This window comes from Erwinia sp. OLFS4 (assembly GCF_002752165.1).
Classification (GTDB): Bacteria; Pseudomonadota; Gammaproteobacteria; order Enterobacterales; family Enterobacteriaceae; genus Izhakiella.
In genome coordinates, this window is record NZ_MOMB01000003.1 from 104,434 (window position 1) to 117,300 (window position 12,867).

Annotated in this window: 11 protein-coding genes; 3 read left to right on the plus strand and 8 right to left on the minus strand. The window is 53.7% G+C overall.

Annotated features, from left to right (window positions below; genetic code table 11):
* The first annotated feature begins 22 nt into the window (after positions 1–22).
* On the plus strand, positions 23–2,413 hold the full coding sequence (locus BL249_RS01950) for a beta-N-acetylhexosaminidase (protein ID WP_099705465.1): 2,391 nt from the start codon (positions 23–25) through the stop codon (positions 2,411–2,413).
* Positions 2,414–2,466: 53 nt separating this feature from the next.
* Here BL249_RS01950 and ridA read toward each other — a convergent pair whose 3' ends face one another.
* From ridA to argF, 4 genes are all read right to left on the minus strand, one after another.
* Positions 2,467–2,853 carry a 2-iminobutanoate/2-iminopropanoate deaminase gene (gene ridA / locus BL249_RS01955; RefSeq protein WP_099705466.1) on the minus strand — a complete coding sequence of 129 codons (387 nt, stop codon included), beginning with the start codon at positions 2,851–2,853 and terminating at the stop codon, positions 2,467–2,469.
* 73 nt (positions 2,854–2,926) lie between these two features.
* Complete coding sequence (pyrI, locus tag BL249_RS01960) at positions 2,927–3,391, minus strand: aspartate carbamoyltransferase regulatory subunit (RefSeq protein ID WP_099705467.1); 465 nt, start codon at positions 3,389–3,391, stop codon at positions 2,927–2,929.
* Positions 3,392–3,402: 11 nt separating this feature from the next.
* Positions 3,403–4,338 carry an aspartate carbamoyltransferase gene (gene pyrB / locus BL249_RS01965; RefSeq protein WP_099705468.1) on the minus strand — a complete coding sequence of 312 codons (936 nt, stop codon included), beginning with the start codon at positions 4,336–4,338 and terminating at the stop codon, positions 3,403–3,405.
* A 323-nt stretch (positions 4,339–4,661) separates the two neighbouring features.
* Positions 4,662–5,675 carry an ornithine carbamoyltransferase gene (gene argF, locus BL249_RS01975; RefSeq protein ID WP_099705470.1) on the minus strand — a complete coding sequence of 338 codons (1,014 nt, stop codon included), beginning with the start codon at positions 5,673–5,675 and terminating at the stop codon, positions 4,662–4,664.
* A 156-nt stretch (positions 5,676–5,831) separates the two neighbouring features.
* On the opposite strand from argF, the gene rraB reads away from it, so the two are divergent.
* Together rraB and miaE are read left to right on the plus strand one after the other, a co-directional pair.
* Positions 5,832–6,251 (plus strand): ribonuclease E inhibitor RraB, encoded by a 420-nt coding sequence (gene rraB, locus BL249_RS01980; protein ID WP_099705471.1) that lies wholly within the window; start codon positions 5,832–5,834, stop codon positions 6,249–6,251.
* 68 nt (positions 6,252–6,319) lie between these two features.
* Complete coding sequence (gene miaE, locus BL249_RS01985) at positions 6,320–7,081, plus strand: tRNA isopentenyl-2-thiomethyl-A-37 hydroxylase MiaE (RefSeq protein ID WP_099705472.1); 762 nt, start codon at positions 6,320–6,322, stop codon at positions 7,079–7,081.
* Between the two features lie 86 nt (positions 7,082–7,167).
* On the opposite strand, the gene BL249_RS01990 is transcribed toward miaE, so the two are convergent.
* The 4 genes from BL249_RS01990 to pepA all read right to left on the minus strand — a co-directional run bounded on the left by BL249_RS01990 (position 7,168) and on the right by pepA (position 12,782).
* Positions 7,168–7,671: a GNAT family N-acetyltransferase gene (locus tag BL249_RS01990; RefSeq protein WP_099705473.1), complete on the minus strand. Its 504-nt coding sequence runs from the start codon at positions 7,669–7,671 to the stop codon at positions 7,168–7,170.
* Between the two features lie 156 nt (positions 7,672–7,827).
* On the minus strand, positions 7,828–10,683 hold the full coding sequence (locus BL249_RS01995) for a valine--tRNA ligase (RefSeq protein WP_099705474.1): 2,856 nt from the start codon (positions 10,681–10,683) through the stop codon (positions 7,828–7,830).
* 5 nt (positions 10,684–10,688) lie between these two features.
* A complete protein-coding gene (locus BL249_RS02000) occupies positions 10,689–11,147 on the minus strand; it encodes a DNA polymerase III subunit chi (RefSeq protein WP_099705475.1) in 459 nt (152 codons plus the stop codon).
* A 123-nt stretch (positions 11,148–11,270) separates the two neighbouring features.
* Entirely contained in the window at positions 11,271–12,782 is a 1,512-nt protein-coding gene (gene pepA / locus BL249_RS02005) for a leucyl aminopeptidase (RefSeq protein ID WP_099705476.1), read from the minus strand.
* Positions 12,783–12,867: the final 85 nt, after the last annotated feature.

Genomic DNA, 12,867 nt, shown 5'->3' on the forward strand with positions numbered 1-12,867 from the left:
TCATGATTTGAAGGGAGTCTTCATGTTGCGCGTTTTGCTTTTCATTGTGCTGACGGTGGCGCTGATCTTACCCGGTTCGTTGCTGGCCGCCCACGGCGGCAGTCCGTTACCCCTTATGCCCTGGCCACAGCAGGTTGTGTTGCCGGTAAACGGCGGGCAATTCACCCTCAGTCCTGAGCTGTCCATTTCGGTAAGTGGTGACGATTTAGCGGATGCGGTCATCCGCTGGCGCGAACGGATTGCCCGTCAGACCGGCTGGGAATTACGGCCGCAAACCGGCAGTCAAGGCCGGCCAACTATTTGTATCCGTATTGCCAGGCGCGTTAATCCGCTGCCGGCGCTGGGGATTGATGAACGCTACCGCCTGCAGGTTGACCATCAGGGCGTGATACTGGAGGCGCAGACCCGTTTTGGCGCCCTGCGCGGAATGGAAACCCTGCTACAGCTGGTACAAAATGGCCCGCACGACAGTTTTATCCCACTGGTGACTATCAATGATAAACCGCGATTTCCCTGGCGCGGGCTGTTACTGGATTCGGCGCGCCATTTTCTGCCGGTAGAAGATATCAAACGACAGCTCGATGGTATGGCGGCTGCCCGTCTGAACGTTTTGCACTGGCATCTCACCGACGATCAGGGCTGGCGTCTGGCGTCTTCGCATTTTCCGGCGCTGACGGAAAAAGGCAGTGACGGGCTGTTTTACAGTCAGCAACAGATGCGTGATATTGTCGCCTATGCCCGCGATCTTGGCATTCGGGTGGTACCGGAAGTAGACCTGCCCGGCCACGCTTCGGCACTGGCGGCGGCGATGCCGGAATTAATCGCCGCGCCGGGACATTATCAGATAGCGCGAAGCTGGGGCATGATGAAACCGGTGCTCGACCCCAGTAATGAGCGGGTTTATCAGTTTATCGATACCCTGGTGGGTGAACTGACAGACATCTTTCCCGACAGCTATTTACATATGGGGGGCGATGAAATCGATGCCAGCCAGTGGAACGAGTCAGCGACTATCCAGCAATTTATGCATCGTCATGGACTGGCGGATACCCACGCCCTGCAGGCCTATTTTAATCGCCGGGTTGCAAAGATCCTGATTGCCCATAAGCGCCGGATGGTCGGCTGGGATGAAATGCGCAATTCTGGCCTACCCGCTGAAAGTGTGATTCAGTCATGGCAGGGACAGGACGCGCTTGCCGCTGCCGTCAGCGCAAATTATCGCGCGATATTTTCCGGCGGATTTTCTCTTAATCAGCCACAACCCGCTGCTTATTACTATCGTAACGACCCTGAGGTGCCGGCGCTGAACGGACGCGATAGTGCGCAGGAAGGGGAATGCAGCCAAAGCTGGCGATTTACGTTGCTGATGCTGAAAGGAAAAGTCGTGAGCGGCACTTTTACGCTGATTGACGGGAAAAAAGGTCCGCGCGGATTTATCGACTTTGATGGCTATTCCCGCCGCGAGGTACGGCGCATTCACTGGCTGGCACCGGATCAGCTGACGTTTAGCGTGGATAACTGGATGAGTGTCATACAACCGGTAATGACCTTTAATCAGCAGCGGATCAGTGGCTATGCACGGATTGGCAATGTCCGCTATCCGCTGACCGGCCACCGGCTGGAAAATAGGCCACCGGGCAGGCTACCGCTGGCCGCGACGCCTTTACAGCAAGGCTATATTCTGGGGGGTGAAGCAACATTGTGGAGCGAACTGGTGAACGCCCGCAATATTGATACCAAACTCTGGCCGCGGCTTTTTGTTATTGCTGAACGATTGTGGTCGGCAAAGGCCGTCAGCGACGAAACCCATCTTTATCAGCGGCTGAAAGCCGTGGATCGCTGGTCAGTTGTTTCGGTTGGTTTGCAACAGCACGCGCAGACAGAGCTACAAATGATGCGGCTGGCTAACCATCAGGCTATCCTGCCGCTGCAGGTTTTCGCCGAGGTGCTGGAACCGGCCCAGTACTACACCCGTTATCACCTTAAGTTTCACCGTGGACGCGACAACCAGTCTGAAGCGCTCAACCGGCTGGTGGATGTGCTGCCGGCGGAAAGTAATGCGATGCGTGAACTGCAAATGATGGTCAACCAGCTGATAAAAAACCGGGGTGATAAGTGGGTGGCAGAGGCAATACGGCAAAAGTTACTGCGCTGGCAAAATATTGTGCCGGTGGTGATGCCTTTGCTGGAGCAAAATTATCAGTTACAGGCGTTAAAACCGCTGGCGCAGCAGACCAAAGAGGTCAGTGCCATTGGGATTGCCATACTGAATGCCATGGAAAACGATCGCACTTTCGGCGCTCGGGAACGCCAGCATATGCATGACCGGCTGGATAATGCGGCACAGGTGCAGGGTGAAACGGTAAATGCGCTGGTGTATCCGGTTGAAACATTGCTACAGGCAGAAAAATAAAACCGCGAACCCGGCCGCGAATAACCGGGTCAGCGCTGAAGTTGTATCAGCCCTTAACGGCGCACCGCAATGGCTTCAATTTCAATTTTCACATCTTTTGGCAGGCGGGCGACTTCCACACAGGAACGGGCAGGGAAGCTGGCCTTGTGCTGATTGAAAAACGCCTCGTAGGTGCTGTTTACCGTGGCAAAATCATTCAGGTCTTTAACAAACACCGTGGTTTTGACAATATCAGCCACGGCAAGCCCGGCGGCTTCGACAATAGCTTTGACGTTTGCCAGTGACTGACGCGTCTGGGCGGCGATATCCTCAGCAACCGCGCCTGATTGCGGATCAACCGGGATTTGGCCAGAGGTGATGATCATATTACCCAGGTCAACGGCCTGTACGTAGGGGCCGATCGCCGCTGGGGCATTTTCGGTACTGATTTCGCGGGACATAGCGTTCTCCTTTAAAAATGACAGCAGCACTATAGCACTGCTGCCCGGCGCTGTTCAGCAACCTCTGCCTTTATCAGCCGTTACTCAGGACCACGTGATGGGCAAACTCTTTTTCACAGTACTTACACTGCAGATGAATATCATGCGGTCGCTGCCTGACGGTAAAGCTGGACATGACCGGCTCACTGCGACTGATACAGTTGCCATTGGGACACGTCAGTACCCGTTCAATAATATCGGGTAAGGCCGGCGTCGCTTTGCCAACCACTTCATAGTCATCAATACGATTCACCGTGGCGTGCGGCGCATACACTGCCAGCTGGTTGATCTGGTCGTCCGTCAGAAAGGTATTTTCAATCTTAATCAGATCTTTGCGGCCCATTTCACCGGAAGGCAGGTTCAGGCCGATGGTAATACGCTGATCGGTTTCGGTCAGGCGAAACAACGACAGCAGCTTAAAACCAACCTGTGCCGGAATATGGTCGATCACCGTGCCGCTTTTAATCGCTTCAACCTGCAATTTATTGTCTTGTTTCATCTTACATCTCCTTACTGCGGCAGTTCACTGTTCAGCACCAGGGCCAGTAATGCCTGACGGGCGAAAATACCGTTACCGGCCTGCTGAAAGTACCAGGCATGGGGGGTCTTATCTACGTCGGTGGCAATTTCATCGATACGTGGCAGCGGATGCAGCACCTTCATGTTGTCACGCGCGCCGGTGAGGTCAGCGGCACGCAGAACGAACTGCGCCTTGACGTTAGCGTATTCAGAGGGGTCAAGGCGTTCTTTCTGTACGCGGGTCATATACAGGATATCCACCTCGGTTATCACTTCGTCAATACTGCTGTGGCGTGACCACGCAATGCCTTTGTCATCAAGCATGCTGGTGATATGGCCGGGCATTGCCAGAGCATCCGGGGCGATAAAATAGAAGTGGTTTCCGTCGAATTTGGCCAGTGCCTGGGTCAGAGAGTGAACGGTACGGCCATATTTTAAATCGCCGACCATAGCTACTTTCAGATGGCTTAAGCGGCTTTGGGTGTGCTGAATGGTAAACAGATCCAGCAGGGTCTGGGTAGGATGCTGATTGGCGCCGTCACCGGCGTTAAGCACCGGAATGTCACCAGCAAACTCAGCGGCCAGCCGGGCTGCCCCCTCCTGCGGATGGCGCATGACGATGGCATCAACGTAGGTACTGATAACCGAAATCGTGTCCGCCAGAGATTCGCCTTTTTTACCCAGCGAGGTATTGCTGCTATCAGCAAAACCCACCACCGAAGCACCCAGCCGTTGCATGGCGGTTTCAAACGACAGCCGGGTGCGGGTGGATGCTTCAAAAAAGCAGCTGGCAATCACCTTATTTTTTAACAGTTCTGGCTGTGGATTTGCTTTCAGCCGGGCGGCGGTATCCAGCACCAGTTCCAGCTCTTCACGGCTTAAATCGTTGATGGAAATGATATGTTTTTTGTACAGCGGGTTGGCCATCTTCCCCTCCGGATGCCGTTATGCAGCTTATCGACGGACAAAAAAAAGCCCCTTTAAAAGGGGCTGTTACGATCGGTATTACCACGGAAATAAAACGGATTTTGCTCCGCTGCATTCAGAGCGGGGTTGTCGACAATGTTCAACAATCGCAGTTGCATATTTCCTCCTGGCAAATTGCCGGGCATTATACTCATGTCCGATCGTTTAGCAACCCTGACCATGCGAAAAATTAGCTTATTAAACGTTTGCTGTGAATATTCATTCACAATAAGCGGGTAGTTATCCGTGTTATCACCGGCGCTGATGGCAGACAGCGGCTTTCGCTAGCCGGCTTCCGGGCTCAGAGTCGCTACCATCACCGCTTTAATGGTATGCATGCGGTTTTCGGCCTGATCGAATACCACACTATGTTCGGATTCGAAGACCTCGTCGGTGACTTCCATGCCGCCCGTCAGGCCATATTGTTCGGCAATTTGCTGACCAAGCGTGGTTTCATCATCATGAAAAGCCGGCAGGCAATGGAGAAATTTTACCTGGGGATTGCCGGTCAGCGCCAGCATTTCACGATTAACCTGATAAGCACGTAGCAGCGCAATACGCTGCTGCCAGACCGTTTTATCCTCTCCCATCGACACCCAGACATCGGTATAGATAAAATCGGACCCTTTAACGCCGGCAGCGACATCTTCTGTCAGGGTTATGCGGCCACCGCTGGCTTGCGCGGCTTGTCTGCACTCGTCAACCAGCTGTTGCTGCGGCCAGCAGCTTTGTGGCGCCACAATACGTAAATCCAGTCCGGCGACCGCTGCCGCTTCCAGCATGCTGTTGCCCATGTTGTAGCGTGCATCACCGACATACACCAGCGTCATGGCGCTCAACGGCTTCTCCGGTAACTGTTCCTGCATGGTCAACAGGTCAGCGAGGATTTGCGTTGGATGAAACTCATTAGTCAGACCATTCCACACCGGGACGCCGGCATACTTAGCCAGCGTTTCCACCAGCGACTGACCGTACCCGCGATACTGAATACCATCATATAGCCGTCCCAGCACCCGCGCGCTGTCTTTCATCGATTCTTTATGGCCAATCTGGCTACCACTCGGGCCAAGATAGGTGACCTTTGCGCCCTGGTCAAAAGCGGCAACTTCGAAAGAGCAACGGGTGCGGGTTGAATCTTTTTCGAAGATGAGCGCAATATTTTTTCCCGTCAGTCGCTGCACTTCGCGACCCTGTTTTTTTGCCGCTTTAAGCGTGGCTGCCAGCGCCAGCAGGGTGGTAATTTCTGCAGGGGTGAAATCAAGAAGTCTGAGTAAATGACGTTGAAAAAGCTGACTCATACTGCACTCCGGTCATGTGAATTAAAATTCAATTTAACCGCATGAATATGCTTTTTCAAGCTTGACGTGAAGAAACTTTTTCTCATAAGGGTAGTGGTGCCCGAAGCGCTGTGGGAAAATACGCCGGTAACCTGTGCTGACCGAAGGAGTCGCATCATGTCCTATGAAGAATTGCTGGAAGAGCAGCGCGAAGAGACGCGGCTGATTATTGATGAATTGCTGGAGGACGGTAGCGATCCCGACGCGCTGTATACCATTGAGCATCACCTGTCCTGCGCAAACTTTGACGCGCTGGAAAAGGTGGCAGTGGAAGCGTTCAGGCTCGGCTATGAAGTAACCGATCCTGAAGAGCTGGAGCTTGAAGACGGCAGTAAAGTCATGTGCTGTGACATTATCAGTGAGCTGGCATTAAATGCCGCGCTGCTTGATGAACAAGTGGAACAGCTGGTTAAGCTGGCCGGAAAATTCAATGTTGATTATGACGGCTGGGGGACTTATTTCGAAGATCCGAATGCGGAAGATCCACAATCAGACGATGACTATGTCGATGAAGACGACGACGGCGTCCGCCACTGATTGCTGCCTGACGGCGCGCCGGGTTGAGCGCGCCAGAGAATGCCTGACAATAACATTGATGTTGAACGATGAAATACGACGCGCTGCTTTCGCCAATCTACGCTTTCCTGCAATGCCGGACGCCGCAACGCTGGTTGGATGTTGCCAGTCAGCCGGAAAATCTGGCTCTGTTGCTAACCGATCATCTGGTTTGTGAACTCAAGGCCGCACAAACCGCTACCTGGCTGATTCGTAAATATGTTGCGGATAAGCCGAGCGGAGAGGCAATCCTTGCCTGGCTCAAGCCCTATGAAGATTTTATTTATTATGAAGACGCTGACAGTGATTTCATCAACGCTCACCGTAATCTGAACCGGCGGATTATTGTGCAAAATACCCTGCCGTGGGCGGATGAGCTAGTGGATAAGATGGTGCTGTTAATCAAAGAAGAATTGCATCATTTTTATCAGGTCTGGGAAATCATGCAGGCACGCGCGATTCCCTACCGCAGAATCACTGCCAGCCGTTATGCCAGGGGATTAATGCGCGAAGTGACCACCCACGAACCGGATACGCTGGTGGATAAGCTGATTTGCGGTGCGTACATTGAGGCGCGTTCCTGTGAACGCTTTGCCAGTCTGGCGCCGCTGCTGGATAGCGAACTGCGTACCTTTTATGTTTCGCTGCTGCGTTCTGAAGCGCGCCACTACCAGGATTATCTGGCGCTGGCACAGCAAATCTCGCCGCTGGATATTGCTCCGCGGGTAGACAAAATTGGCCGGGCTGAGGCGCGGCTGATTAACCAGCCGGACGACGAACTGCGTTTTCACAGTGGTGTACCGGCGTTTTAAACCGTTTTCGCCCAGCCGCCTGCTGGCACAGGACGCGCGGTGACAATAACAAGGGGCACCACAGGACGACCAGATAGCCCAGGCGGTTACAGCGTTTTCAGCATTCTGACTTCACAATCAACGTGGCCGGTACAGCCCATGGCCGTATCAATATGGGTAAAACCGAGCTGCTGATACAATTTAATGGCGCGGGTCAGGCTGGCGGTGGTTTCCAGATAGCAGCGCTGGTAACCGCGTTTTCTGGCAAAGTCCATGGCATTAAGCGCCAGGGTGCGCGCGAGACCAAGGCCACGAGCGACCGGCAGAAAATACATTTTCTGCAGTTCGCAAATGGCCTCGCTACTGCATTGCAGGGGGGCTACGCCGCCACCGCCGACGACTTTACCTTCCAGCTCCACCACCCAGTAGGCGCTGTCTGGCTGACTGTAAAGCTCAAACAGACGATCGAGGTCGGGATCGGCCACGGTGTAACCACGATCGGCAGTCAGACCAAATTCGGCCGAGACCTCACGGATTACTCCGGCAATGGCGGCGTTATCGGCGGCAGTAAGCGGACGCAGCCGCAGATCGTGGTTAAGCGCTGTACTCATCACATCAACTCAGCATTTATTCAGGGAAAAAACTGTAATAACATCCCCGCTTTGCCGATGCAATGGGACGATTTATTGACTTTATGCTGGACGATTGCCGCAGGGAATCGCGCAAGGGAATAAAAGGGCTGTGGTAACAGCCCTTCAACCGGTTGGCTACAGGCCCTGAATCACCGTCAGCTGTTCAAGCACTTTGCTTTTTGACTGGGCGTAACTTTCCATTTTTTCACGCTCTTTTGCCACTACCGCTGGCGGAGCACGGTCAACAAAACCGGCATTGTTGAGTTTACTGGCAATGCGTCCGATTTCGTCATCCAGTCGGGCAATTTCTTTGTTGAGCCGTTCCATTTCGGCGGTTTTATCAATCAGTCCCGCCATTGGGATCAGCAGCCCGGCACCGTCCACCAGTTTGATCACGGATACCGGACCTTTATCACCCGCCGGCAGCACGGTGACATCGTCAAGACGTGCCAGTGTTGACAAGAAATGACGGTTTTCATTAACGCGCCGTTCGGCATCGGCACTGGCATCACGTAACAGTAACCTCAGGGATTTCGCCGGGGAAAGGTTCATTTCGGCACGGATGTTACGTACTGCAATTATTGCCTGTTTCAGCCATTCGGTATCGGCCTGAGCAACGGGATCAACCTTCGCCGCCTCATAGTCCGGCATCGGCTGCAGCATGATGGTATCGGCGTTAATTCCTTTCAACCGCTTCACCCGCTGCCAGATGGTTTCGGTAATAAACGGAATAATCGGATGTGCCAGCCGCAGCAGGGCTTCCAGCACGTCGACCAGTGTATGCCTTGTACCGCGCAGTGCGGCTTCACTGCCGCCGTTCATTACCGGCTTGGCCAGTTCAAGATACCAGTCACAGAACTGATTCCAGGTAAAATCGTAAAGGATATTGGCAGCGATATCGAAACGGTAATTATCCAGTGCCTCACGGTATGCTTTTACCGTCTGGTTAAATTCGCTCAGGATCCAGCGGTCTGCCAGCGACAGTTGCATGTCACCGCCATGCTGACCGCAGTCCTGATTTTCGGTATTCATCAGCACAAAGCGGCTGGCATTCCACAGCTTATTACAGAAGTTACGGTAGCCTTCCAGGCGCTTCATGTCCCAGTTAATGTCACGCCCGGTGGACGCCAGCGCCGCGAGGGTAAAGCGCAACGCATCGGTGCCGTGTGCTTCAATACCGTCAGGGAATTGCTTTTCAGTGCGTTTACGGATCTTCTCTGCCAGCTGCGGTTGCATCATATTGCCGGTGCGTTTTTCCAGCAGGTCGGCCAGCGAGATACCGTCAACCATATCCAGCGGGTCAATGACATTACCTTTGGATTTGGACATCTTCTGTCCTTCCTCGTCGCGAATAAGACCCGTCATATAGACCGTCTTAAACGGAACCTGCGGCTTGCCGTTTTCATCTTTAATGAAATGCATGGTCAGCATGATCATGCGCGCAATCCAGAAAAAGATAATGTCAAAACCGCTCACCAGCACGCTGGTGGGGTGGAACTGACGCAGCGCTTCGGTGTTTTCCGGCCAGCCGAGAGTGGAAAAAGTCCAGAGACCGGAAGAGAACCAGGTATCCAGTACGTCTTCGTCCTGCTGCAATGCTACATCGGCGGCCAGCTGGTATTCCTGACGCACTTCTTGTTCAGTACGGCCAACATAGACGTTGCCGGCTTCGTCATACCAGGCAGGAATACGGTGCCCCCACCAGAGCTGGCGCGAAATGCACCAGTCCTGAATATCACGCATCCAGGAAAAATACATATTTTCATATTGTTTCGGTACGAACTGGATTTCGCCGTTTTCCACCGCCTCAACCGCGACTTTTGCCAGCGGGGCCGTGCGCACATACCACTGGTCTGTCAGCATCGGTTCAATCACTACGCCGCCACGATCGCCATAAGGCACGGTCAGGTCGTGAGGCTTGATATCTTCAAGCAGACCTAGCTCATCAATGCTCTCAACAATGGCCTTACGGGCCGCAAAACGCTCAAGGCAACGAAATTCTGCCGGGATATGCGTATCATAAGCCGCAGATTCGCATCCGGCGCTGTCAAATACCTCGGCGTTTTCCCGAATGGCACCGTCAAAGGTCAGAATGTTGATCATGGGCAGACCGTGACGTTTACCCACTTCGTAGTCATTGAAGTCGTGCGCCGGGGTGATTTTTACACAGCCGGTGCCTTTTTCCATATCGGCATGCTCGTCACCGACAATCGGAATACGGCGGTTAACCAGCGGCAGCAGTACGCACTTGCCAATCAGGTCTTTATAACGCGGGTCGTGCGGATTGACGGCTACACCGGTGTCACCCAGCAGCGTTTCCGGGCGGGTGGTGGCCACCACCAGGTAATTTTTGCCGTCAGCGGTTTTGGCGCCATCAAGTAACGGGTAGCGGATATGCCACATCGACCCTTTTGATTCGCGGTTTTCCACTTCAAGATCGGAAATGGCGGTGCGTAATTTAGGATCCCAGTTAACCAGCCGTTTACCACGATAAATCAGGTCTTCTTTATACAGGCGGACAAAAACTTCTTTTACAGCCTCCGACAGACCTTCATCCATCGTAAAACGTTCGCGTTCCCAGTCCACTGAATCGCCAAGACGGCGCATCTGACGGGTAATGGCACCACCGGATTCGGCTTTCCACTGCCAGATTCGCTCAATAAATGCTTCACGGCCATAGTCATGGCGCGTTTTGCCTTCTTCCGCCGCAATTTTACGCTCAACCACCATCTGGGTTGCGATACCCGCGTGATCGGTGCCGGCCTGCCAGAGGGTATTTTTGCCCTGCATGCGCTGATAACGGATCAGGGTATCCATAATCGTCTGCTGGAAGGCGTGTCCCATATGCAGACTGCCGGTTACGTTTGGCGGCGGGATCATGATGCAGAAACTTTGCTGGCTGGTATCGCCATTTGGCTTAAAGTAGCCCTGTTTTTCCCAGTGCTGGTAAAGCGGTTGTTCGATCTCTTGCGGGTTATATGTCTTTTCCATTTCTGCTATGTCGTTTGCGGCTGCACAGGCGTGGCCGTATTCAAGTGGAAGCCGGCGGTGCGGTAGGCTTTATAGCGTTCACGCGCCTGCTGTTTCAAAGTTTCTTCATGAGGGACAAAGTCTATCACTTCATAGAAAGCGGTGGCAAAATCTGCAAATTCCGGCAGCAGGCTGATAAGCAGATCGCGTGGGGCGTTACCACGGCGCTGTGGCCAGGCCAGCTCCACCGGAGCGCCATAGCCTGGGCCTTCTCCCGCCAGATTATGAGGAATAAATGCGCTAGCCGGGCGTTGCCATAACGCTTCATCAAGCCGGTTAGCCTGTTCTTCAGACTCACAGGCAATAAGCACCCGTTTACCGGCTCGCCAGCGCTCACCGGCCAGCTCGCACACCAGTGCTTCAACGGCACTCAGGCCATCAGTACTGTCACTGGATTCCATCAGATAGAAGGTTGCGTTTTTCATAAGCGGCCAGTTAATTAATGCGGGCGGGTACTGACCCGCCCGCTGACAACAGCCGTCACCGGCTGAAGATGTCTTCTGATGGCGGCAGCACCGGCAATCTGCCGGTGCTGCCCCTGTACAGTATTACTCTTCGCCATTCAGCCCGGCACGGTTTAACAGGAACTGTGACAGCAGGGCCACTGGCCGGCCGGTGGCCCCTTTGGCTTTACCGGAACGCCAGGCGGTGCCGGCAATGTCGAGATGAGCCCAGTTATATTTACGCGTAAAGCGTGCCAGGAAGCAGGCTGCGGTAATTGCCCCGCCAGGACGGCCGCCGATATTGGCCATGTCGGCAAAGTTCGACTCCAGCTGTTCCTGATATTCATCGGCCAGCGGCAAGCGCCAGGCGCGGTCACCCGCCTGCTCTGATGCACTGACCAGTTCATGGGCCAGTGGGTTGTGGTTCGACATCAGACCGCTGATATGATGGCCCAGTGCAATGACACAGGCGCCGGTCAGGGTGGCAATGTCAATAACCGTTTCTGGCTCAAAGCGTTCAACATAGGTCAGCACATCGCACAGCACCAGACGGCCTTCGGCATCGGTGTTAAGCACTTCAACCGTCTGACCGGACATTGTGGTCAGCACGTCACCCGGCCGCATCGCACCGCCATCGGCCATGTTTTCGCAACCGGCCAGCACGCCGACAACATTAAGCGGTAAGTTGAGTTCGGCGACCATGCGCAGCACGCCATAAACCGAAGCGGCTCCGCACATGTCATATTTCATTTCGTCCATCGCTTCGGCTGGTTTGAGCGATATGCCTCCGGCGTCGAAGGTCAGGCCTTTACCTACCAGCACAATGGGCTTTGCGTCCGGGTCCGGACTGCCTTTGTATTCGATCACCGACATCAGCGATTCGTTTTGCGAACCGGCACCGACCGCCAGGTAGGCGTTCATGCCGAGTTCTTTCATCTGCTGTTCGCCAATCACCCGGGTCGAGATGTTTTTGTTGAAACTGTCCGCCAGCTGACGCGCCTGGGAGGCCAGGTAGGCAGCATTACAAATATTTGGTGGCATATTGCCCAGATCTTTTGCCGCTTTGATCCCGGCGGCAATCGCCAGACCGTGCTGAATTGCCCGTTCACCACTGGTGAGTTCGCGCCGGGTTGGCACGTTGAACACCAGTTTACGCAGCGGCCGGCGCGGTTCGGTTTTGTTGCTCTTTAACTGGTCAAATGAATAGAGCGATTCTTTCGCCGTTTCCACCGCCTGGCGTACTTTCCAGTAAGTGTTTCGTCCTTTGACGTGCAGCTCGGTCAGAAAACACACGGCTTCCATTGAACCGGTATCATTTAGTGTATTGATGGTTTTCTGAATAATCTGCCTGTACTGACGTTCATCCAGTTCGCGTTCCTTGCCACAGCCAATCAGCAGGATACGCTCGGAAAGAATGTTAGGCACATGATGAAGCAGCAGCGTCTGACCGACTTTGCCTTCCAGTTCACCACGGCGTAACAGGGCGCTGATGTAGCCATCGCTGATTTTATCCAGCTGTTCAGCTATCGGTGACAGGCGGCGTGGTTCAAAAACGCCGACCACGATACAGGCACTGCGCTGTTTTTCCGGACTACCGCTTTTTACACTGAACTCCATGCATTCTCCTGAATCTTAAAGACAACGGCGTTTGCTGCAGATAGAATGGTACGTTTTAGTACTGCATAATGCCATTTTAATAAAA

Coding starts and splice junctions, on each gene's coding strand:
- BL249_RS01950 (WP_099705465.1), top strand. CDS start 23: ATGTTGCGCGTTTTGCTTTTCATTGTGCTGACGGTGGCGCTGATCTTA.
- ridA (WP_099705466.1), bottom strand. CDS start 2,853: ATGTCCCGCGAAATCAGTACCGAAAATGCCCCAGCGGCGATCGGCCCC.
- pyrI (WP_099705467.1), bottom strand. CDS start 3,391: ATGAAACAAGACAATAAATTGCAGGTTGAAGCGATTAAAAGCGGCACG.
- pyrB (WP_099705468.1), bottom strand. CDS start 4,338: ATGGCCAACCCGCTGTACAAAAAACATATCATTTCCATCAACGATTTA.
- argF (WP_099705470.1), bottom strand. CDS start 5,675: ATGAGTCAGCTTTTTCAACGTCATTTACTCAGACTTCTTGATTTCACC.
- rraB (WP_099705471.1), top strand. CDS start 5,832: ATGTCCTATGAAGAATTGCTGGAAGAGCAGCGCGAAGAGACGCGGCTG.
- miaE (WP_099705472.1), top strand. CDS start 6,320: ATGAAATACGACGCGCTGCTTTCGCCAATCTACGCTTTCCTGCAATGC.
- BL249_RS01990 (WP_099705473.1), bottom strand. CDS start 7,671: ATGAGTACAGCGCTTAACCACGATCTGCGGCTGCGTCCGCTTACTGCC.
- BL249_RS01995 (WP_099705474.1), bottom strand. CDS start 10,683: ATGGAAAAGACATATAACCCGCAAGAGATCGAACAACCGCTTTACCAG.
- BL249_RS02000 (WP_099705475.1), bottom strand. CDS start 11,147: ATGAAAAACGCAACCTTCTATCTGATGGAATCCAGTGACAGTACTGAT.
- pepA (WP_099705476.1), bottom strand. CDS start 12,782: ATGGAGTTCAGTGTAAAAAGCGGTAGTCCGGAAAAACAGCGCAGTGCC.